Here is a 20321-nt window from a genome sequence, read left to right on the forward strand (position 1 = left end):
GGGCCAGACTGCGGCAGGGTTTCCGGACCGCGCCCCGGCGCCCCGCCCCGGACGCGCCGCAACCCCCCTGAAAAAGCGTCTACAAATGAAAATGGCGGCGCGGATCAGACCCGCGCCGCCCAAGTCTTTGCCACAATTGCCTCAGGCCAGACGGCCGTGGCAATGCTTGAACTTCTCGCCCGAGCCGCAGGGGCAGGGGTCGTTGCGGGCCGGATCGCCCCAGGTCGCGGGGTCCGATTCGACAAAGCCGGACGCGGAGGCCATCGCCACCGGGGCGACCGGCTCCGGCGCCGCCGCGGCGGCCTCGGGCGTCTGGGCCAGGGCAAGGGCGGCAGCCTGCTGGCGCAGCGCTTCTGCCCGTTCCTCCTCGCTCATCGGGCGGATCTGGCCCAGCCGCTTCGTCACCTCATAGCGCAGGCTGTCGAGCATGCTTTCAAAAAGCTGGAACGACTCGGTCTTGTATTCCGACAGCGGATCGCGCTGCGCATAGCCGCGGAAGCCCACGACAGAGCGCAGATGTTCCAGCGTCACCAGATGCTCGCGCCATTTCGCGTCGATCGTCTGCAACAGGATCTGCTTTTCGATCACCCGCATCGTCTCGGCGCCGAAGGCCTCGGTCTTTTGCGCCATCACCGCATCGAGCGCCGCCGTCACCCGTTCGCGCAGAACCTCCTGATCGACGCCCTCTTCGGCCGCCCATTGCGCCAGCGGCAGATCGACCCCGGCATGGTCGATGAAGGCTTCGCGCATCCCCTCGACATCCCATTGATCGACATAGCTTTTCGGCGGCGCGAAATCGTCGATCAGATCGTCGATCACCTGCTGGCGCATATCGGCGACGATCTCGGAAATCTCGTCGGTTTCCATGATCTCGCGGCGCTGGCTGAACACCGCCTTGCGCTGGTCGTTCATCACATCGTCGAATTTCAGAAGCTGCTTGCGCCAGTCGAAGTTGCGGCCTTCGACCTTGGCTTGCGCCCGTTCCAGCGACTTGTTCACCAAGGGGTGGATGATCGCCTCGCCTTCCTTCATGCCCAGTTTCGAGAGCACGCCTTCCAGCCGGTCCGAGCCGAAGATGCGCATCAGATCGTCTTCCAGCGACAGGAAGAACAAGGACCGCCCCGGGTCGCCCTGACGGCCCGAGCGGCCGCGCAGCTGGTTGTCGATCCGGCGGCTTTCATGCCGTTCGGTGGCCAGAACGAACAGGCCCCCGGCCTCGATCACCTTCTGTTTTTCTTCGGCATGTTCCGCCTCGATCCGGGCGCGGATGTCTTCGGGGGCGGCTTCGGGATTGGCGGCGATTTCCTCCAGCACCTTCAGCTCGACATTGCCGCCCAGCTGAATGTCGGTGCCGCGACCGGCCATGTTCGTCGCAATGGTGATCGCGCCCAGACGCCCCGCATCGGCAACGATCTTCGCTTCCTGTTCGTGCTGACGCGCGTTCAGCACGTTATGCGGCAGCCCCTCGGCCTTGAGCATCTCCGAAAGCATCTCGGATTTCTCGATCGAGGTGGTGCCAACGAGCGTCGGCTGGCCCTTTTCATGCGCGGTCTTGATCGCCTCGATCACCGCGGCGTATTTTTCCTTGGCGGTGCGATAGACGCGGTCATGTTCGTCTTTCCGCGCCACCGGGCGGTTCGTCGGCACTTCGACCACACCCAGCTTGTAGATGTCGCCGAATTCCTCGGCCTCGGTCACGGCGGTGCCGGTCATCCCCGCCAGCTTTTCATAAAGCCGGAAGTAGTTCTGGAAGGTCACCGACGCCAGCGTGACGTTCTCGGGCTGGATCGTCACCCGTTCCTTCGCCTCGATCGCCTGATGCAGACCGTCGGACAGACGGCGGCCCTTCATCATCCGGCCGGTGAATTCGTCGATCAGGATGATCTCGTCATCGACCACCACATAGTTCTGATCCTTGAAGAACAGCTTGTGCGCCCGCAAAGCCTGGCCGACATGGTGCACGATCGTCGTGCTTTCCGGGTCGTAAAGCGACTGCCCCTCGGGCAGCAGACCATCGGCCTGCAGCTTCTGTTCCAGAAACTCGTTGCCTTCCTCGGTAAAGGTCGCGTTGCGCTGCTTTTCGTCGAGCTTGTAATGCTCTTCGGTCAGGAACGGGATATAGGCATCCAGCGTGCGATACATGTCGGACCGGTCCTGCGACGGGCCCGAGATGATCAGGGGCGTGCGCGCCTCGTCGATCAGGATGCTGTCCACCTCGTCGACGATGGCGAAGAAGTGATCGCGCTGATACATCTCGGAGACCGAGGATTTCATGTTGTCGCGCAGATAATCGAAGCCCAGCTCGTTGTTCGTCGCATAGGTGATGTCGGCACCATAGGCGGCGCGTTTTTCATCATCGGGCTGGAACGGATAGACGACGCCGCAGGTCAGACCCAGATGGCGATAGACCTTGCCCATCCAGTCCGAGTCGCGCTTGGCCAGATAATCGTTCACCGTGACGATATGCACGCCCTTGCCCGCAAGCGCGTTCAGATAGGCCGGGAAGGTCGCGACAAGGGTCTTGCCCTCGCCCGTCTTCATTTCCGAAATATTGCCCTGATGCAGGAAGATCCCGCCCATCAGCTGGGTGTCGAAGGCGCGCAGGCCAAGCGCCCGGCGGGCGGCCTCGCGGCAGTTGGCAAAGGCTTCGGGCAGCAGCGCATCCAGGCTTTCGCCCGCTTGCGCCCGGGCCTGCAGCTCGCGGGTTTTCGCCACGATCTCGGCATCGGAGAGCTTTTCGAAGGCCGGTTCCAGCGCGTTGATCTTCGCCACCAGCGGACGCGTGCGCTTGACCTTGCGGTCGTTGGGCGTGCCGAAGAGCTTTCTTCCAATGTAACCGAGGCCCAGCATTTTTTCTCCGCGGGTTCGTCTGACCAAATCGTGTGAAATGCGGTCTTGTCGCACCCGCCGCGCACCCGTAGAACGGCAAGCGGATAAGGGCGAAACGGCCTTCACAGGACCCTTGGCGATGTAAGGGGCTGCCGTCCGAGTGTCAACGCCGCGGGGTGCCGCGGCCCTGCGGGAGAGGCTTTGATGCCGATTTTCACACGCGTTCTGGGCTCTGTCGCCGTGCTGGCGCTTCTGGCCGGTCCGGCTCTGGCCGAAGATGCGGCAGAAGCCGCCCCCGGCCCGGAAACTGTCGTCGCCACCGTCGACGGAACCGAAATCACGCTGGGCATGATGGTGAACGTGCGCAACAGCCTGCCCGCCGAATATCAGCAACTGCCCGACGAGGTGCTGTTCAACGGCGTGCTGGATCAGCTGATCCAGCAGACCGCGCTGGCGAAGATCGGCGAAGGCATGATGACCCGCCGCGACGAGATCGCGCTGGAAGTCGAACGCCGCGCCTATCTGGCGGGGATGCTGCTCGACTACACCGCCGAACGCGCGGTGACGCCCGAAGCGCTGAAATCCGCCTATGACACGAAATTCGCCAAGGCCGAGCCCAGCCGCGAATATCACGCCGCCCATATCATCGTGCCGACCGAAGCCGAAGCCAAGGCGATCAAGGCCGAGATCGACGGCGGCGCCGATTTCGCCGAAGTGGCCAAGGCGAAGTCGCAAGACGGCGCGGCGGCGAATGGCGGCGATCTGGGCTGGTTCGATCTGTCCGCGATGGTGCCACCCTTTGCCGAGGCGGTGGCCGCGATGAAGGCCGGTGAGGTCAAGGGTCCGGTGCAGACCGAATATGGCTGGCATGTGATCAAGCTGATGGAAAGCCGTCTGGCCGCCGCGCCGACGCTGGAAGAAGCGACCGAGGCGCTTTCGGGCGATCTGCGCCAACAGGCGGTTCAGGATCGGGTGGCTGACACCGTGGCCAAGGCCAAGGTCGAAAAACACATCGAGGGCATTTCCCCCTCGGTGCTGAAGACCCCGAATTTCTTCGGGGAAAAGTGAGTCCGGCAGACCTGGGGGAGAGGGCGATGGCGAAGAAACGCGAGCTCGAGGAAAAGATCGAGAAGCTGAAATCCAAGGTGAAGGGCCTGCGCGCACAGCTGGGCGAGATCACCGAGGATGCGGTGGCGATGCTGCGCGACGAGGTGACCGAGGTGGCCTCGGCGCTGCGCGAGGGCGTGGCCGATGCCGCCGCCGCTGCCGCCACGGCGGCCAGCGAAACCGCCGCGGCCGCGAAGCCGAAAAACCCGGTTTCGCCGCTGGCCCCCGCCGCCTTCCCCGCCCTGCCGGTGATCGAGGGCGTGTCCTTTGCCGCCGCCGCCGCGGGGGTGCGCTATGCCGGCCGCACCGATGTGATGCTGGCGCAGATCGCGCCGGGGGCGACGATCGCGGGCGTCTTCACCACCTCTTCGACGCGGGCCGCCTGCGTGCTGGATTGTCAGGCGAAACTGGCCGGGCTGGCCGATGAAACCACCGGCGCCGCGATCGTGGTGAATTCGGGCAATGCCAATGCCTTCACCGGCGCCGCCGGGCAGGCCTCGGTCGATGCGGTGACCGGCGCCGTGGCCGAGGCGCTGGATCTGCCGATCAACCGGGTCTTCTCCTCCTCGACCGGCGTCATCGGCGAGCCCTTGCCGCATGACCGGATCGTGGCCGCCGTGCCCGGGCTGGTTGCCGCGCTGAACCCGGCGGGCATGGAGGCCGCCGCCCGCGCGATCATGACCACCGACACTTTCCCCAAGGGCGCCTGCGCCGAGGTGCAGGGCGACGGCGGGGTGATCCGCATCGCGGGCATTGCCAAGGGCTCGGGGATGATCGCGCCGAACATGGCGACGATGCTGGTCTATCTTTTCACCGATGCGAAGATCCCCTCGAAACTGCTGCAGAAAATGCTGTCGCGGCATGTGGATGACACGTTCAACGCGATCACCGTGGACAGCGACACCTCGACCTCGGATGCGCTGATCCTGGCCGCCACTGGCCGGTCCGCGGCGGCCGAGATCACCGATCTGCGTTCGCGTCCGGCGAAGGATTTCGAAGCGGCGCTGCATGGCGTGATGCTCGATCTGGCGCAGCAGGTGGTGCGTGATGGCGAAGGGGCGACGAAATTCGTCGAGATCCGGGTGAGCGGGGCAGCAAGCGCCGATGACGCGCACAAGGTCGCGATGGCGGTGGCGAATTCGCCGCTGGTGAAGACCGCGATTGCCGGGGAAGATGCGAACTGGGGCCGTGTTGTCGCCGCCGTCGGCAAGTCGGGCGCCAAGGCCGATCGCGACAAGCTGCGGATTTCCTTTGGCGACATGGTTCTGGCCGAGAATGGCTGGCGCGTGCCGGATTATTCCGAAGACGCCGCCTCGGCCTATATGAAGGGGCAGGAACTGGTGATCGGGATTGATCTGGGGCTGGGCAAGGCGGCGAAATCCGTCTTCACCTGCGACCTGACGCATCGCTACATCGACATCAACGCGGATTACCGCTCGTGACCTCGCCCTGTGGTCCCTCGCCCGCGCTGACGACGGCGCGGGTGGTTCTGGTCAGCGCGGTGGCGCTGATCGACGTTGACGGCCGGGTGCTGCTCGCGCAGCGCCCCGAAGGCAAGTCGCTGGCCGGGCTTTGGGAATTTCCGGGCGGGAAAGTTGAGCCGGGGGAAACACCCGAGGCCGCGCTGATCCGCGAATTGCACGAGGAACTGGGCATCGACACCTGGGGCAGCTGTCTGGCGCCGCTGACCTTTGCCAGCCACAGCTACGAAAGCTTCCACCTGCTGATGCCGCTCTTTGCCTGCCGCCGCTGGGCGGGCACGCCGCAGCCGCGCGAGGGGCAGAAGCTCGCCTGGGTCAGCCCGGCACGGCTGCGCGACTACCCGATGCCCCCCGCCGACGAACCGCTGATCCCGGTGCTGCAAGACTGGCTCTGACCGCGCGGTCGCAGCACAAATTCGCGCAGTGCAGAAATTTTGCTGCGCGAAAAGGCCACATGCGGCAACAAAACTATCCAAAAGATACCTCTGGCGCACTTTTTCGTTTGCACTTTGTTAAGCAATCGTGACTAAGCTGAAGGGGTAATCGAGATTTCTAGGGAGGATGTCTCATGCTTCGCACCATCGTCGTCGGCAGCTGCGTCTCCGTGCAGGGAACGTTCGAATCGCAGCTTGATAACGGAAAAATCGTTGTCCGGGTTGGGGATCGGCTCTTCGCGGGCAAGCCCGTGATGCGCAACAACGCCTGATCCAGCTTTCGGCAATCACTCACGGAATTCAAAAGGGGGGCTTTCGCCCCCCTTTTCAGTGTTCACGCTGCGGCAACAAAGGTCAGAGCTTGCGCTCGACCTCCTCGCGCTCGAAGATTTCGATGACATCGCCCGCGCGGACGTCGTCGTAATTCTCGAAGGCCATGCCGCATTCCTGACCGGATTGCACTTCCTTGACCTCGTCCTTGAAGCGCTTGAGCGTCTTCAGCGTGCCCTCGTGCACCACCACGTTGTCGCGCAACAGGCGCACGCCCGCCGAACGCCGGGCAACGCCCTCGGTGACCAGACAGCCCGCGACCTTGCCGACGCCGGAGACCTTGAAGACCTCCTTGATCGACGCATAGCCGATGAAGTTTTCGCGCACTTCGTTTTTCAGCAGGCCCGAGGCCGCGGCTTTGATGTCATCCACCAGATCGTAGATGATCGAGTAATAGCGGATCTCGACACCCTTCTGGTTCGCGGCCGCCCGTGCGGGCGCATTGGCCCGGACGTTGAAGCCGATGACCGGCGCGCCCGAAGCCTCGGCCAGACCGATATCGCTTTCGGTGATCGCGCCGACGCCCGAATGCAGCACCCGCACGCGGACTTCCTCGTTGCCGATCTTTTCCAGCGCCTGGGTGATCGCCTCGGCAGAGCCCTGCACATCGGCCTTGACCAGAACCGGCAGTTCCGAAACGTTCTCGTCCGCCTTGGCCTTGGCCATCAGCTGTTCCAGCGTCGTCGCGGCACCCGCGGCGGCACGCTTGTCCTTGGCGGCCTTCTCGCGGTAATCCGCGATCTCGCGCGCCTGGGCTTCGGTTTCGACGACGTTCAGCACGTCCCCGGCTTCCGGCGTGCCATTGAGACCCAGCACCTCGACCGGAACCGAGGGACCGGCTTCGTCGACGCGCTCGCCCTTGTCGTTGATCAGCGCCCGCACCTTGCCCCACTGCTCGCCGACGACAAAGATGTCGCCGCGCTTCAGCGTGCCATGCTGCACCAGAACCGTCGCCACCGGACCACGGCCGACGTCGAGTTTCGCCTCGATCACCGCACCCTGGGCCGCACGGCCGGGGTTGGCGCGCAGTTCCAGGATTTCCGCCTGCAGCGCGATCGCCTCAAGCAGGGTGTCCAGACCAAGGCCGGTCTTGGCCGAAACCTCGACCGTCTGCACCTCGCCGCCCATCTCTTCGACGACGACTTCGTGTTGCAGCAGATCGGTGCGCACCTTTTGCGGATTGGCCGAGGGCTTGTCGATCTTGTTGATCGCCACGATCATCGGCACCTTGGCGGCCTTGGCGTGGTTGATCGCCTCGACCGTCTGCGGCATCACCGCGTCATCGGCGGCCACCACCAGCACGACGATATCCGTCACCTGCGCACCGCGGGCCCGCATCGAGGTGAAGGCGGCGTGGCCGGGCGTGTCGAGGAAGGTCAGAACCGCGCCCGAATCCGTCGTCACCTGATAGGCGCCGATGTGCTGGGTGATCCCGCCGGCTTCGCCCGCCACCACATTGGCTTTGCGGATCGCGTCCAGAAGCGAGGTCTTGCCGTGGTCGACGTGGCCCATGATCGTGATGATCGGCGGGCGCGATTGGAGGTCTTCGGCCTTGTCCTCGACGGTGTCGATCACCTGTTCCACATCCGCATCCGAGACGCGGACGGCGCGGTGGCCGAATTCCTCGATGATCAGTTCGGCGGTATCGGCGTCGATGGCCTGGTTGGCGGTGACCATCATGCCCATCTTCATCAGCGCCTTGATCACATCGGCCGCCCGTTCGGCCATCCGGATCGCCAGTTCCGAAACCACGATGGTTTCCGGCAACTGCACGTCGCGGACCATCTTTTCGGCTTTCTGGCCAAAGCCCATAGCCTTTTGCCGCGCCTTTTCCTGCTTGCGCTTCATCGCGGCCAGCGAGCGCTGACGCCCGCCTTCGCCCTCGATGTCGGACAGGCTCAGCTTGCCCGCCCGGCGGCCCTCGTCGCCGCCCTTGGCCGCCTTGCTGTTGCGGTCGGGGGTGGCATTGCGGTCATCGCGGTCGCGGTCGGTCTTGCGCGGCCCGGTGGCCGAAACGCCCTTGGTCGCAGCGCGCGCCGCGGCAGCCTCGGCCGCAGCCGGATCGGCCGGAGCGGGCTTCGGCGCCGGTTTCGCCCGGACCTCTTCCTTTTTCTGCGCGCGCAATTCGGCCTCGCGGGCCTTGCGCTCTTCTTCCTCGGCCTTCAGCCGCAGGGCTTCCTCGCGTTCGCGCTCTTCGCGTTCCTTGGCCTCGGCCTCGGCGCGGCGGCGTTCGCGCTCTTCCTCGCGGGCCTTTTCATCGGCGGCCCGTTGCGCGGCCTCTTCGACCTCGCGGATTTTCGCGGCCTGCAGCGCCCTCAGGCGGCGTTCCATCTCGGCATCGGAAATGCCCGCCGGACGCCGCGAGGGGTCGCCCAGCGCGGGCGAACCGGCCGGTTTCGACGGGGCGGCACCCGGCTTCGGCACCACCACCTTCTTGCGCTTGGTTTCGACCACCACATTTTTCGTGCGTCCGTGGCTGAAGCTCTGCTTCACCGAACCGGGGCGGGCGCCGCCAAGACCGAGGGGTTTTTTGCCGTCCGTATCGCTCATGCCGTCTTCGTATCCTTCATGGCGGTATCGCCGCCGTCCTGCTTGCGCAAACCCGCAAGCCTTGCCGCTTCTCTGATTACACGCGGGGTGAGTCCCCCAGCCGCAAGCGCGCCGTGTATGGCATGGTCGCGGCCAAAAGCCAAACCCAATTCCGAGGCCGTCAGGCTGCCGAACCAGCGCCCGCCGGGCGGTGTCCAAAGCTTGCCCTTGCCGCGTTCCGATCCGTCCGAGGCCTGGAAAAGCACCTTGGCCTTGCCATCGGCCAGCCAACCCTTGACCTTTTCGAAGCCACAGACCGCATGGCCGGTCTTCCGGCTCAAGGATATCAGCTCCACCACCCTTTGCGCCAGCCCGTCTTCGACGAGCTTGCACAGGTCTTCGGGCAGCTTCACCTGCGACCTTGCGGCGCGGGCAAACAGCCCCTTGGCCACCGCCTTTTGCAGCACGTCGCGGTCCGACGTCACCCAGATGCCCCGGCCGGGAAGCTTTTCGGCCAGATCCGGGTAGATCATGCCATCGGGGCCAAGGACGAACCGCACAAGCCCGACCTTCGGCCCGACATCGCCGGTGACGATGCAGCGCCGTTCGGGGTCTTCGCTGTCCTTGTCCTTGCCGCCGCGGCTCATCTCATTCCTCGGTTTCGTCTTCGTCGTCTGCGCTTGCGTCTTCGGCCTCAAGCTCAGAAGGATCGACCCAGCCCAGCTGGATCCGCGCCGTCATGATCAGCTTCTGCGCATCTTCCAGGCTCATCCCGAATTTCTCGAGAATGCCTTCGTCCTTGACGCGGGCGCCGTTCACCGTGGTCCAGCCGCCCGCCAGTTCCCAGTCGGCGCAGGTGGCGAAATCTTCCAGCGTCTTGACGTCGTCCTTGGCCAGCGCCTCGATCATCTGCGGGGTCAGGCCGTCAAAGTTGAACAGCGACTCCTCGACGCCCATCTCCTTGGCCGCGGTGATCGCCTTGGCGTTCTGCGCCTCGATATAGTCGCGGGCGCGGGCCTGCAATTCCTCGGCGGTGCCGTCATCGACGCCTTCGATCGACAGGAGTTCATCCAGATCGACATAGGCGACTTCTTCCAGATTGGTGAAGCCTTCGGCGACCAGCAGCTGGGCGAAGAATTCGTCCAGATCCAGCGCATCGACAAAGAGCTTGGTGCGCTCGGCGAATTCGGCCTGACGGCGGGACGATTCCTCGGCCTCGGTCAGGATGTCGATGTCGAGCCCGGTCAGCTGGCTGGCCAGACGCACGTTCTGCCCGCGACGGCCGATGGCAAGGCTCAGCTGCTCATCGGGCACCACCACTTCGATCTTGCCGGCTTCCTCGTCGATCACCACCTTGGCCACTTCGGCCGGTTGCAGCGCGTTCACAAGGAAGGTGGCCGCATCGGCATTCCACGGAATGATGTCGATCTTTTCGCCCTGCAGCTCGCCCACGACGGCCTGCACGCGCGATCCGCGCATCCCGACGCAGGCGCCGACCGGGTCGATCGAATTGTCATTCGAAATCACCGCGATCTTCGCGCGCGAGCCCGGATCACGGGCCACGGCCTTGATCTCGATGATGCCGTCATAGATTTCCGGCACTTCCATCTTGAACAGTTCCGCCATGAACTGCGGATCGGTGCGGCTCAGGAAGACCTGCGGGCCGCGGGTTTCACGGCGCACATCCTTCACATAGGCGCGGATGCGGTCGTTCGGGCGATAGCTTTCGCGGCCGATCTTTTCGTTGCGGCGCAGAATGGCCTCGCCGCGACCGATGTCGACGATGATGTTGCCATATTCCTCGCGCTTGACGACGCCGTTGAGGATCGTGCCCTTGCGGTCCTTGAATTCGTCATATTGACGATCGCGCTCGGCCTCGCGGACCTTTTGCAAGATCACCTGTTTCGCCGATTGCGCCGCGATCCGGCCCAGATCGACCGGCGGCACCTCGTCCACGATCTCGTCGCCGATCTGCGGATTGGTCTTGTATTGCTTGGCCTGATCAACGGTCAGCTGGGCCTGATAATTCTCGACGGCATCATCTTCCACCACGGTGCGCACGCGGGTGAACCGCGCCCGGCCGGTCTTGCGGTCGATGCTGACGCGGATGTCCATCTCGGCGCCATAGCGTGACTTCGCCGCCCGGGCGAGACTGTCTTCCATCGCCTGAATGACCAGGTCGGGGTCGATCATCTTCTCGCGGGCCACCGCCTCGGCGGTCTGCAAAAGCTCGAGCTGGTTGGCAGAGGTGATTGCCATCTCTCAGGTCTCCTCGTCGGGGGAAGTCTGGTCGTCTTCGGTTTGGATCTCGTCGAACTGGTCTTCGTCGATGATGCCCGCGGCCTTGCGCTGGCGCAGCATCTCGGCGATCAGCTCGTCGGTCAGGATCAGTTTCGCATCGGAAAGCCAGTCGAACTTGAGGCCGATCACGACCTGTTCGCCCTGATTTTCAATCTCGATCAGCACTTCATCTTCTTCGGTGCCGCGCAGGATACCCTTGAAGCGCTTGCGCCCGTCGATCTGTTCGTCGGTCTCGATCCGGGCTTCATAGCCTTCCCAGACGTCGAAATCCTTCATCCGGGTCAGCGGACGGTCGATCCCGGGGGACGACACTTCCAGCGTGTATTTTTCCTCGATCGGGTCCTCGACATCAAGGACGGCAGACACCGCGGTCGAGATCGCCGCGCAATCGTCGACGTCGATCCCGCCCTCGGGGCGGTCGGCCATGATCTGCAAAAGCGGATGCCGCCCGCCCTGCATGCGGATGCGGACAAGTTCGAAGCCCAGCCCCTCGATGGTGGGGCCGATGATATCTGCAAGACGCCGGTCGATGCCGGTCTTGGCGATAAGGTCGGTCATTCCGATCCCTGAAAACAAAAAACGGGCCCGAGCGGCCCGTCACATGGTTCCGGTGGGTTTCAGGTTTGGACCCCGAAACGCCGCTGTTGAGCTGCATATAGGCTATCCGCCCTTCGGTTGCAAGCTTTCTCTCGGCTCAGCCCTTCATCCGGTCCATCACCGCGACCAGGGCGGCGGTGATGCCTGGCTCGCTCAGCGCATGGCCCGCAGCGGGAACAAGCCGCAGATCGGCCTTTTTCCAGCCATGCGCCAACCGCCAGGCCGAGACCGGCGGGCAGATCATGTCCATCCGGCCCTGCACGATATGGGTGGGGATATGTTCGATCAGATGCCGGTCACGCAGGATCTGACCATCGACTTCCAGAAAGGCGCGGTTCATGAAGAAGTGGTTTTCCAGCCGCGCGAAGGCATGGGCGTAATCGGGCGGCGATTCGCCCGGGAAACCGTCGTAATCGACCGAGGCGAGCGCATTTTCCCACATCGCCCAATGGCGGGCAAACCGGGCCTCCTGCAGATAGTCCCCCGAGAACAGCCGCTTGTGATAGGCGGCGATCATGTCGCCGCGTTCGCCCTCGGGGATCGGCGCAATGAACTGCGTCCACAGATCCGGGAAGAACTGCCCCGCGCCGCCGCCATAGAACCAGTCAAGCTCGGATTTCAGCGCCAGGAACACGCCGCGCAGCACCAGCGCCTGCACCCGGTCGGGATAGGTCTGGGCGTAAAGCAGGCTCAGCGTCGCCCCCCAGCTGCCGCCAAAGACGATCCAGTCGGCAATGCCCAACTCGGTCCGGATCCGTTCCATGTCGGCGATCAGATCCCAGGTGGTGTTGTGCCCGACCGAGGCATGCGGCTTCGACAGCCCGCAGCCGCGCTGATCGAAGAGCACGATGCGATAATGCGCCGGATCGAAATAGCGCCGCATCGCCGGGCTGCAGCCGCCCCCCGGCCCGCCGTGACAGACGACGACCGGTCGCCCGCGCGGATTGCCCGATTGTTCGACATAGATGTGATGGCCGAAACCCACGTCGATCATCCGCTGGTCGAAAGGCTCGACCGGCGGATAGAGAAAGGCGCTTGCCGTGCGCTTTTGCCCTGCGTTCTTGTCCATGACTGCACTATATAACGCCTCGACCGCCCCCGCCATGGGGCGACATCGAAAAGTTGAGCCGGAGGAGCGCATGGAAACCGCGACGAAGACGATCGATCCCGCCGAGGTGGCGAAATTCGAGGCGATGGCGGCCGAGTGGTGGGACCCGAACGGCAAGTTCAAGCCGCTGCACATGCTCAATCCCTGCCGTCTCGATTACATCACCACCCAGATCGCGGCGCAGTTCGGCCGGGATCTGCGCACGCCCCGCCCCTTCGAGGGGTTGCGGCTTCTGGATATCGGCTGCGGCGGAGGGCTTCTGGCCGAGCCGATGGCGCGTCTGGGGGCGACCGTGGTGGGCGCCGACGCCGCGCCCCGGAACATCCCGGTGGCGCAGCTGCATGCCGAGCAATCCGGCCTGACGATCGACTATCGCAACTGCGCCGCCGAGGATCTGGCCGCGGCGGGCGAGCGCTTCGATGTCGTGCTGGCGATGGAGATCATCGAACATGTCTCCGACACCCAGGGCTTCACCGACACCTGCGCGGCCTTGCTGAAATCGGGCGGGCTGATGATCATGTCGACGCTGAACCGCAATCCGAAAAGCTATGTCATGGCGATTTTCGGTGCGGAACGGGTGATGCGCTGGCTGCCCGTCGGCACGCATGACTGGTCGAAATTCGTCACGCCCGACGAGCTTTACGAGCTGATGCGCAAGGCGGGCCTCGATCCGATCGACCGCAAGGGGATGGTGTTCAACCCCTTGGGCTGGAGCTGGTCGCTCTCGTCGCGCGACCTCAGCGTGAACTACGCCGCCGCCTGCGTGAAACGCTAAGGCTGCAACAGCAAGGCTGGGGGCTCCGCCCCCAGACCCCCGGGATATTTGCGCCAAGGTGAAAGCAGAGCCGGTTCCCCTTTCACCTTGGTTCAAATATCCCGGGGGTGAATGGCGAAGCCAGAGGGGGCAGCGCCCCCTTCTTACTTCGTCTTCGGACGGAAGGTCGCTATCTTCGCCGGATCGGTGTCGATATGCCCGGCGCCGATCAGATCGAGGCAATAGGGCACTGCCGCAAAGACTGCGTTCAGACAGGTCGCAATCGCGCGCGGATTGCCCGGGAGCGTGATGATCAGGCTCTTGCCTGCAATCCCCGCGGTCTGCCGCGACAGGATCGCCGTCGGCACCTCAAGCAGCGATGCCCGCCGCATTTCCTCGCCGAAACCGGCCAGTTCCTTTTCGATCACCTCGGCCGCGCCCTCGGGCGTTTCATCGCGCGGCGCGGGGCCGGTGCCGCCGGTGACCAGGATCAGATCGACCCCCTGCCCCACCAATCCCCGCAGGCAGTCGGCGACGCTGTCGCGCCCGTCGGGGATGATCACCCGGGAAATGGAAAGGGGTGTCGTGACGACACCCCTCAGCCAATCTTCGCAGCCCGGTCCGCCCTTGTCCTCGTATTCCCCGCGGCTGGCGCGGTCGGAAACGGTGACGATGGCAACCGTGGCGGTCATTTTTGCGCCACGCGCGCGTTGCGGGTGGCAATCAGGCGCAGCCGCAGCGCGTTCAGACGAATGAAGCCCGCCGCGTCTTTTTGATCGTAGGCGCCCGCATCTTCCTCGAAGGTGACGTGCTTTTCGCTGTAGAGGCTGTGGTCCGACCAGCGCGCGACGGTCGAGGCCTTGCCCTTGTAAAGCTTGACCCGAACCGTGCCCGAAACATGCTCCTGCGTCTTGTCGATCAGCGCCTGCAGCGCCTCGCGTTCGGGCGAGAACCAGAAGCCGTTGTAGATCAGCTCCGCATAGCGCGGCATGATGCTGTCCTTCAGGTGACCGGCGCCCGCATCCAGCGTGATCTGCTCGATGCCGCGATGTGCCTCCAGCAGGATCGTGCCGCCGGGGGTTTCATAGACGCCGCGCGACTTCATGCCGACGAAGCGGTTTTCCACCAGATCGAGCACGCCAACGCCATGTTTGCCGCCCAGATCGTTCAGCTTGGCGAGGATCGTCGCGGGCGACATCGCCTCGCCATTGATCGCGACGGCATCGCCGCGCTCGAAGGTGATCTCGACCATCTCGGGCGTGTCGGGGGCCTCTTCGACCGGCACGACGCGTTGCAGCACATAGTTCGGGAATTCCTGCGCCGGGTCTTCCAGCACGCGGCCTTCGGACGAGGTGTGCAAAAGGTTCGCATCGACCGAGAACGGCGCCTCGCCGCGCTTGTCTTTCGCGATCGGGATCTGGTTCGCCTCGGCGAATTCCAGAAGCTTCGTGCGCGAGGTCAGATCCCACAGCCGCCACGGCGCGATCACCCGGATCGACGGGTCAAGCGCCGCCGCCGACAGCTCGAAGCGCACCTGATCGTTGCCCTTGCCGGTCGCGCCATGCGCCACCGCATCGGCGCCGTGTTTCTGCGCGATCTCGACCAGATGTTTCGAAATCAGCGGCCGCGCAATCGAGGTGCCAAGCAGATAAAGCCCCTCATACAGCGCATTCGCCCGGAACATCGGGAAGACGAAGTCGCGGACGAATTCCTCGCGCACGTCGACGATATGGATGTTCTCGGGCTTGATCCCCATCAGCTCGGCCTTGGCGCGGGCCGGTTCCAGCTCCTCGCCCTGCCCCAGATCGGCGGTGAAGGTGATGACCTCGCAGCCGTATTCGGTCTGCAGCCACTTGAGGATGATCGAGGTGTCAAGGCCGCCCGAATAGGCAAGCACGACTTTCTTGGGAGCAGACATGAGGAGCCTCCGGAACTGCGGTTTCGCGCGGGTCTAGTGGGTTTTCGCCCGTATCTCAAGGGGCGAAGGGGGAAAGCAGAACCCCGGACCGATGCGGCCCGGGGTCGTTTCTCTCTGGTCGGGGGGCTCAGATCGGGCGATCTTGCCCGCTGGCGTCGATGACCCGGTTCGGCAGGCCCATCTCGCCCAGCAGTTCGAGGAAGGGCCGCGGCGGCAGCTCTTCGACATTGGCCATCTGACCGACATCCCAGATGCCCTTGGCGATCAGGATCGCAGCGGCGACCGGCGGCACGCCCGCGGTGTAGGAAATGCCCTGGCTTCCCACCTCTTCAAAGGCTTCCTTGTGGTCGGCGACGTTATAAATGAAGACCTCGGCCGGTTTGCCGTCCTTCGTGCCGCGGATCACGTCACCGATGCAGGTCTTGCCCACATAATCGGGCGCAAGGCTCGCCGGATCGGGGAGCACGGCCTTCACCACCTTGAGCGGGATCACCTCCAGCCCCTCGGCGGTCTTGACCGGTTTTTCCGACAAAAGGCCCAGATTCTTCAGCACGGTGAAGACGTTGATGTAGTGATCGCCAAAGCCCATCCAGAAGCGCACATCCGCCCCCGGGTAGCGGGCCGAGAGCGAATGCACCTCGTCATGGCCGGTGAGATAGGCCTTTTGCGTGCCAACCACCGGAAGATCCCATTCCTTGCCGACTTCGAACATGGTGTTCGTCTGCCAGGCGCCCTTTTGCCAGGAATAGACCGTGCCGGTGAATTCGCGGAAGTTGATCTCGGGGTCGAAATTCGTCGCAAACCAGCGCCCGTGCGAGCCGGCGTTGATGTCGACGATGTCGATGCTCTCGATCGTGTCGAGGAACTCTTCCTCGGCCAGACGGGCATAGGCGTTCACCACGCCCGGATCGAAGCCGACGCCCAGAATCGCGGTGACACCGGCGGCCTTGCAGGCCTCGCGCCGCTGCCATTCGTAGTTGCCATACCACGGCGGCGTTTCGCAGATCTTCTTCGGGTCTTCGTGAATCGCCGTGTCCATATAGGCGACGCCGGTTTCGATGCAGGCCTGCAGAACCGTCATGTTGACGAAGGACGAGCCGACGTTGATGACGATCTGCGCCCCGGTCTGACGGATCAGCGCGGCCACCGCCGCCGTGTCCATCGCATCGACGGCATGCGCCGTGAACGTGCCTTGCACCTTCATCGCGTTCTTCTCGTGCACCGAGGCGATGATGGCGTCGCATTTCGCTGTGGTGCGCGATGCGATGTGCAGGTCACCCAGAATGTCGTTGTGTTGCGCGCATTTGTGGGCAACCACCTGCGCGACGCCACCGGCACCGATGATAAGCACGTTCTTCTTCACTTCTTCTGGCTCCTTTCACGAGACAGGGAAGGGGGCGATCAGCCCCTCAGGACAGGGATGAGAGGTAATCCTCGTAGGTGAATTCGCGGATCAGATCGATCTGGCCCGAAGCGCGCTTGATCGCGATCGACGGCATGTTGACGCCGTTGAACCAGTTCTTCTTCACCATGGTGTAGCCCGCGGCATCGGCCACGGAGATGCGGTCGCCGACTTTCAGGGGTGCGGGAAACCGCGCGTCCCCGAAGATGTCGCCCGCAAGGCAGGACTTGCCGCAGATCTGATAGGCGTGATCGCCCACCTGCGGCAGCTTCGCGCTTTCGCGGTAGATCAGCAGATCGAGCATATGCGCTTCGATGCTGCTGTCGACGATGGCCAGTTGCTTGCCATTGTCGAGAAGGTCCAGAACCGTGACCTCCAGCGTCGTCGATTTGGTGATCGAGGCTTCCCCGGGTTCCAGATAGACCTGCACGCCGAAGCGATCTGCAAAGGCTTTCAGCCGCTGCGCAAGCTCTTCCAGCGGATAGCCCTCGCCGGTGAAATGGATGCCGCCGCCAAGCGAAACCCAGTCGAGCTTTTCCAGCAGCGGCGCGAAGTCCCGCTCGATCCTGCCCAACTGCTCATCAAACAGCGCGAAATCGCGGTTCTCGCAGTTGTAATGGATCATCACGCCGGAGATCAGATCGGCAACGCCCAGAAGCTTCGTCACGTCCCATTCGCCCAGCCGCGAGAACGGCCGCGCCGGATCGGCCAGATCGAAGCCAGAGGTCGAGAAGCGCGGATTGAGCCGCACCCCGCGCTTGATGCCCTGCGAGGGTTCGGCAAAGCGGGTCAGCTGACCGACCGAGTTGAAGATGATCTTGTCGGCATAGGAACAAGCCTCGTCGATCTCATGATCCGACCAAGCCACCGAATAGGCGTGCGTCTCCTTGCCGAATTTCTCGCGCCCCAGACGCAATTCGAACAGCGAAGACGAGGTCGTGCCATCCATATGCGGGCGCATGATGTCAAAAGCCGACCAGGTGGCAAAGCATTTCAGCGCCAAAAAGCGCCTTCGCGCCCGAGGCTTCGCGCAAAAGGTCGATCTTTTGCAGGTTCTGCAAAAGCGCCGTCTCGTCGATCAGGTAGAAGGGTGTCGGAATCATGGGCGCCCCCCCGCGCGAAAGTGAAGCCGCGATATAGGACCCCCTCCCCCCCCGCGCAACAGGATTCGCCGCACGGACAAATGGGGGTCAATCGACCCGCAGCCGCTCCTTCGCTACGCCGAGCGTGTAACCCTTTCGTGAAACATTTCTCACAAGCAGCTCCGACACCAGCGCATTGCCAAGCGCATCGCGCAGCCGCTTGATCCGGGTGGCCCCCCGCCGCTTCCTCGCAATCGGGCTCGGGCCGACCCGAGATCACCGATTCGATCCGTGCCCCGGTCAGCCATTCGTCATCCATCCGCGCCTCGGCCAGAACGGCCAAGGTCTCGATGGCCGCGGGCGTCAGGGTGAAGACCATGTCGTTCAGCATCACCGCATTTTCGGCCCGCAGGATGCGCAAGCTTTGCACCTCGATCCCCGCGCGCTGAATCGCACTCATCCGCCGGTTCAGCCCGACGATGACGACCAGAAGCACCAGCGCCGCCACCATCAGCACCATGGCAAAGACCAGCAGGATGAAGATGATCACCCGATAGGAATGCAGCATGTCGGCGAATGTGTTCGACGACGACGCCAGCACCTCCAGAAGCCGCAGCTGCGTCGGGTTCGTCAGCACGTCGTTTTGCACGAAGATCTGCTCGACCCGCGCATCAAAGGCGTTGCTGTCGGGCAGCGACAGGAACAGGAAGGCCGCCGCCGCCGACAGGGCCAGGCCAATCGCCACCACCCCCCAGATCAGCGCCCGCGAGCCGGTCTTCAGCCCCTCAGTAACGGAGGAAGAATGCACCGGAACTGGCCTTTCTTTGTTCGAGGCCCTCGGGGCCGAAGACCGAGACAATCGTCAGCAGCGTCCAGCCGCCCGCCGCCAGCCGCGGTGCCAGCTCCGCCTTGGCGGCTTTCTTGGAACAGGCGGCATCGGGCAGCTCCGACACGCCATAGATCAGCCGCAGGGGCGCGTCCTGTTTCGCCTTCCACGAGGCGAAACATTGCGCCTGCGCGGGGGCGGCGGCCAGAAGAAGCAGGGCAAGAAGGGCGGTTTTCATCATGGCCGCAGGCTGCCCGGGCAGGCCGTGATATGCAAGAACCAAAGGGCATTTCGCGGCTGATATCGGATAACACGGGGCTGATATTGCGCTGCGGCGGGGGCAATCCCCATGGTCGGATCAGGCAAACCGCGACGCCCACCGCAACCCGGGCCCGCATCGAAAGGATCGCTGCCATGACCGCCTTCGCCTTCCCCCGCCTGATCGCCGCCGCGCTTGCTGCCGCCGTGGCGGTGACGGGCCTCTCTGCCACCCCCGCCAGCGCGATGAACGACCGCGACCGGGCCGCGCTTGGCCTGATCGTCGGGCTGGGGGTGCTGGCCGCCATCGCCGATGCCGGCAACGACCACCGCCCGCCGCCGCCCCCGCCGCGCTACCGCCCGCCGCAGCCGCCGCATGGCTATTACGGCCATCACCGCCGCGCCGAGGCCTGCGTGATCCGGGTGCATCACGACCGTTTCGGCCGCCGCGTCGAGGTGATGTCGCCCGGCTGCAACAACCGGGGCTATCGCCGCTGAGGCGCGCGGCCCGGGCAACCGGACGCAAGAGGCCGGAACCGACTGGCGCGGGGCACCCTCCCCCGCGCCTTTTTGATTGCGCCCCGCCGCGGCCCACGGCACATCGGGGGCATGAGCACCGCCCCCGACAGCAGTTTCGAACAGGCCGCCCTTGCCCGCGGCTTCACCCGCATCGCCGGCGTCGATGAGGTCGGCCGCGGCCCCTTGTGCGGCCCGGTCACCGCCGCCGCCGTCGTGCTGGATCTGACGCGCATCCCGGCAGGGCTGAACGATTCGAAGAAGCTGTCTGCCAAGCGCCGCGCCGCGCTGGTGGCCGAGATCACCGCCACGGCCGAGATCTCGGTCGCCCATGCCAGCGTCGCGGAAATCGACGCGCTCAACATCCTGCAGGCCAGCCATCTGGCGATGATCCGCGCCATCGAGGGTCTGAAAACCCCGCCCGATCACGTGCTGATCGACGGCAACAGGCTGCCGAAGGCGCTGACGATCTCCGCCGAGGCGATCGTCAAGGGCGATGCGCGGTCGGTCTCGATTGCCGCCGCCTCGATCCTGGCCAAGGAAGTGCGCGACGCGCTGATGGTGGATTTGGCGCAACAATACCCGGGCTATGGCTGGGAACGGAACGCGGGCTACCCGACCAAGGACCATCTGCAGGCGCTTCTAGATTTTGGGGTCACCCCCGTTCATAGGCGTTCCTTCAAGCCCGTGCACAACATCTTGTGCCAAGACATTTCTGTAACCCGTTGATTCAAAAAAGAAATTGACGGCGATTCGTGTTTGACTCATGTTTGTCGGCATAGACCGGCACAAGCTGGCGACCGATGGGCAGCTCTGATGGGCAAGACCCGAACGGGCAGAATGAGGCAG

At 64.2% G+C, this 20321-nt stretch carries 17 protein-coding genes and 2 pseudogenes; 7 read left to right on the forward strand and 12 right to left on the reverse strand.

The window, feature by feature from the left end:
- Positions 1-141: 141 nt before the first annotated feature.
- Positions 142-2850: a preprotein translocase subunit SecA gene (gene secA, locus ACTTAG_RS17685; RefSeq protein WP_444463498.1), complete on the reverse strand. Its 2709-nt coding sequence runs from the start codon at positions 2848-2850 to the stop codon at positions 142-144.
- A 183-nt stretch (positions 2851-3033) separates the two neighbouring features.
- Here secA and ACTTAG_RS17690 point away from each other — a divergent pair, with 183 nt between their 5' ends.
- The 4 genes from ACTTAG_RS17690 to ACTTAG_RS17705 all read left to right on the forward strand — a co-directional run bounded on the left by ACTTAG_RS17690 (position 3034) and on the right by ACTTAG_RS17705 (position 6123).
- The gene (locus ACTTAG_RS17690; protein WP_444463499.1) at positions 3034-3897 is read left to right on the forward strand and encodes a peptidylprolyl isomerase; all 864 of its coding nucleotides are present in this window, start codon (positions 3034-3036) and stop codon (positions 3895-3897) included.
- 128 nt (positions 3898-4025) lie between these two features.
- Entirely contained in the window at positions 4026-5378 is a 1353-nt protein-coding gene (gene argJ / locus ACTTAG_RS17695; RefSeq protein WP_444465279.1) for a bifunctional glutamate N-acetyltransferase/amino-acid acetyltransferase ArgJ, read from the forward strand.
- The gene (locus ACTTAG_RS17700; RefSeq protein WP_444463500.1) at positions 5375-5812 is read left to right on the forward strand and encodes a (deoxy)nucleoside triphosphate pyrophosphohydrolase; all 438 of its coding nucleotides are present in this window, start codon (positions 5375-5377) and stop codon (positions 5810-5812) included. The genes argJ and ACTTAG_RS17700 overlap by 4 nt, the downstream gene beginning before the upstream one ends.
- A 173-nt stretch (positions 5813-5985) precedes the next feature.
- Complete coding sequence (locus tag ACTTAG_RS17705; RefSeq protein ID WP_444453809.1) at positions 5986-6123, forward strand: hypothetical protein; 138 nt, start codon at positions 5986-5988, stop codon at positions 6121-6123.
- 82 nt (positions 6124-6205) lie between these two features.
- On the opposite strand, the gene infB is transcribed toward ACTTAG_RS17705, so the two are convergent.
- The 5 genes from infB to pip form a co-directional block, all read right to left on the reverse strand.
- Complete coding sequence (infB, locus tag ACTTAG_RS17710) at positions 6206-8731, reverse strand: translation initiation factor IF-2 (RefSeq protein WP_444463501.1); 2526 nt, start codon at positions 8729-8731, stop codon at positions 6206-6208.
- The gene (locus ACTTAG_RS17715) at positions 8728-9357 is read right to left on the reverse strand and encodes an RNA-binding protein (protein ID WP_444463502.1); all 630 of its coding nucleotides are present in this window, start codon (positions 9355-9357) and stop codon (positions 8728-8730) included. The genes infB and ACTTAG_RS17715 overlap by 4 nt, the downstream gene beginning before the upstream one ends.
- 1 nt (position 9358) lies before the next feature.
- Positions 9359-10969, reverse strand: a complete 1611-nt coding sequence (nusA, locus tag ACTTAG_RS17720) for a transcription termination factor NusA (protein ID WP_444463503.1) — start codon at positions 10967-10969, stop codon at positions 9359-9361.
- Positions 10970-10972: 3 nt separating this feature from the next.
- On the reverse strand, positions 10973-11569 hold the full coding sequence (rimP, locus tag ACTTAG_RS17725) for a ribosome maturation factor RimP (RefSeq protein ID WP_444463504.1): 597 nt from the start codon (positions 11567-11569) through the stop codon (positions 10973-10975).
- Between the two features lie 136 nt (positions 11570-11705).
- Positions 11706-12677, reverse strand: a complete 972-nt coding sequence (gene pip / locus ACTTAG_RS17730; protein WP_444463505.1) for a prolyl aminopeptidase — start codon at positions 12675-12677, stop codon at positions 11706-11708.
- A 70-nt stretch (positions 12678-12747) separates the two neighbouring features.
- Here pip and ubiG point away from each other — a divergent pair, with 70 nt between their 5' ends.
- Positions 12748-13491 carry a bifunctional 2-polyprenyl-6-hydroxyphenol methylase/3-demethylubiquinol 3-O-methyltransferase UbiG gene (ubiG, locus tag ACTTAG_RS17735; RefSeq protein WP_444463506.1) on the forward strand — a complete coding sequence of 248 codons (744 nt, stop codon included), beginning with the start codon at positions 12748-12750 and terminating at the stop codon, positions 13489-13491.
- Positions 13492-13634: 143 nt separating this feature from the next.
- On the opposite strand, the gene mog is transcribed toward ubiG, so the two are convergent.
- From mog to ACTTAG_RS17765, 6 genes and pseudogenes are all read right to left on the reverse strand, one after another.
- The gene (gene mog / locus ACTTAG_RS17740) at positions 13635-14162 is read right to left on the reverse strand and encodes a molybdopterin adenylyltransferase (protein ID WP_444463507.1); all 528 of its coding nucleotides are present in this window, start codon (positions 14160-14162) and stop codon (positions 13635-13637) included.
- Positions 14159-15388 carry an argininosuccinate synthase gene (locus tag ACTTAG_RS17745; RefSeq protein ID WP_444463508.1) on the reverse strand — a complete coding sequence of 410 codons (1230 nt, stop codon included), beginning with the start codon at positions 15386-15388 and terminating at the stop codon, positions 14159-14161. Before ACTTAG_RS17745 ends, mog begins: the two co-directional genes overlap by 4 nt.
- A gap of 127 nt (positions 15389-15515) precedes the next feature.
- Positions 15516-16751, reverse strand: a complete 1236-nt coding sequence (locus ACTTAG_RS17750; RefSeq protein WP_444463509.1) for a saccharopine dehydrogenase family protein — start codon at positions 16749-16751, stop codon at positions 15516-15518.
- Positions 16752-16797: 46 nt separating this feature from the next.
- A pseudogene (locus ACTTAG_RS17755) lies at positions 16798-17893 on the reverse strand (carboxynorspermidine decarboxylase).
- A gap of 87 nt (positions 17894-17980) precedes the next feature.
- A pseudogene (locus ACTTAG_RS17760) lies at positions 17981-18680 on the reverse strand (hypothetical protein).
- A complete protein-coding gene (locus tag ACTTAG_RS17765; protein ID WP_444463510.1) occupies positions 18658-18939 on the reverse strand; it encodes a hypothetical protein in 282 nt (93 codons plus the stop codon). Before ACTTAG_RS17765 ends, ACTTAG_RS17760 begins: the two are co-directional and overlap by 23 nt.
- 173 nt (positions 18940-19112) lie before the next feature.
- Between ACTTAG_RS17765 and ACTTAG_RS17770 the strand changes: the two genes are divergently transcribed.
- Both ACTTAG_RS17770 and ACTTAG_RS17775 read left to right on the forward strand, forming a co-directional pair.
- The gene (locus tag ACTTAG_RS17770; RefSeq protein ID WP_444463511.1) at positions 19113-19454 is read left to right on the forward strand and encodes a hypothetical protein; all 342 of its coding nucleotides are present in this window, start codon (positions 19113-19115) and stop codon (positions 19452-19454) included.
- 111 nt (positions 19455-19565) lie between these two features.
- Positions 19566-20201: a ribonuclease HII gene (locus ACTTAG_RS17775; RefSeq protein ID WP_444463512.1), complete on the forward strand. Its 636-nt coding sequence runs from the start codon at positions 19566-19568 to the stop codon at positions 20199-20201.
- Positions 20202-20321 lie beyond the last annotated feature (120 nt).

It is taken from the genome of Rhodobacter capsulatus, assembly GCF_052363185.1.
GTDB classification, from domain to species: Bacteria; Pseudomonadota; Alphaproteobacteria; order Rhodobacterales; family Rhodobacteraceae; genus Rhodobacter; species Rhodobacter capsulatus_E.

Excerpts from the sequence above, each read along its gene's own strand:
- secA (WP_444463498.1), bottom strand. The coding sequence starts at position 2,850 with ATGCTGGGCCTCGGTTACATTGGAAGAAAGCTCTTCGGCACGCCCAAC.
- ACTTAG_RS17690 (WP_444463499.1), top strand. The coding sequence starts at position 3,034 with ATGCCGATTTTCACACGCGTTCTGGGCTCTGTCGCCGTGCTGGCGCTT.
- argJ (WP_444465279.1), top strand. The coding sequence starts at position 4,026 with ATGCTGCGCGACGAGGTGACCGAGGTGGCCTCGGCGCTGCGCGAGGGC.
- ACTTAG_RS17705 (WP_444453809.1), top strand. The coding sequence starts at position 5,986 with ATGCTTCGCACCATCGTCGTCGGCAGCTGCGTCTCCGTGCAGGGAACG.
- infB (WP_444463501.1), bottom strand. The coding sequence starts at position 8,731 with ATGAGCGATACGGACGGCAAAAAACCCCTCGGTCTTGGCGGCGCCCGC.
- ACTTAG_RS17715 (WP_444463502.1), bottom strand. The coding sequence starts at position 9,357 with ATGAGCCGCGGCGGCAAGGACAAGGACAGCGAAGACCCCGAACGGCGC.
- nusA (WP_444463503.1), bottom strand. The coding sequence starts at position 10,969 with ATGGCAATCACCTCTGCCAACCAGCTCGAGCTTTTGCAGACCGCCGAG.
- rimP (WP_444463504.1), bottom strand. The coding sequence starts at position 11,569 with ATGACCGACCTTATCGCCAAGACCGGCATCGACCGGCGTCTTGCAGAT.
- pip (WP_444463505.1), bottom strand. The coding sequence starts at position 12,677 with ATGGACAAGAACGCAGGGCAAAAGCGCACGGCAAGCGCCTTTCTCTAT.
- ubiG (WP_444463506.1), top strand. The coding sequence starts at position 12,748 with ATGGAAACCGCGACGAAGACGATCGATCCCGCCGAGGTGGCGAAATTC.
- mog (WP_444463507.1), bottom strand. The coding sequence starts at position 14,162 with ATGACCGCCACGGTTGCCATCGTCACCGTTTCCGACCGCGCCAGCCGC.
- ACTTAG_RS17745 (WP_444463508.1), bottom strand. The coding sequence starts at position 15,388 with ATGTCTGCTCCCAAGAAAGTCGTGCTTGCCTATTCGGGCGGCCTTGAC.
- ACTTAG_RS17765 (WP_444463510.1), bottom strand. The coding sequence starts at position 18,939 with ATGATGAAAACCGCCCTTCTTGCCCTGCTTCTTCTGGCCGCCGCCCCC.
- ACTTAG_RS17770 (WP_444463511.1), top strand. The coding sequence starts at position 19,113 with ATGACCGCCTTCGCCTTCCCCCGCCTGATCGCCGCCGCGCTTGCTGCC.
- ACTTAG_RS17775 (WP_444463512.1), top strand. The coding sequence starts at position 19,566 with ATGAGCACCGCCCCCGACAGCAGTTTCGAACAGGCCGCCCTTGCCCGC.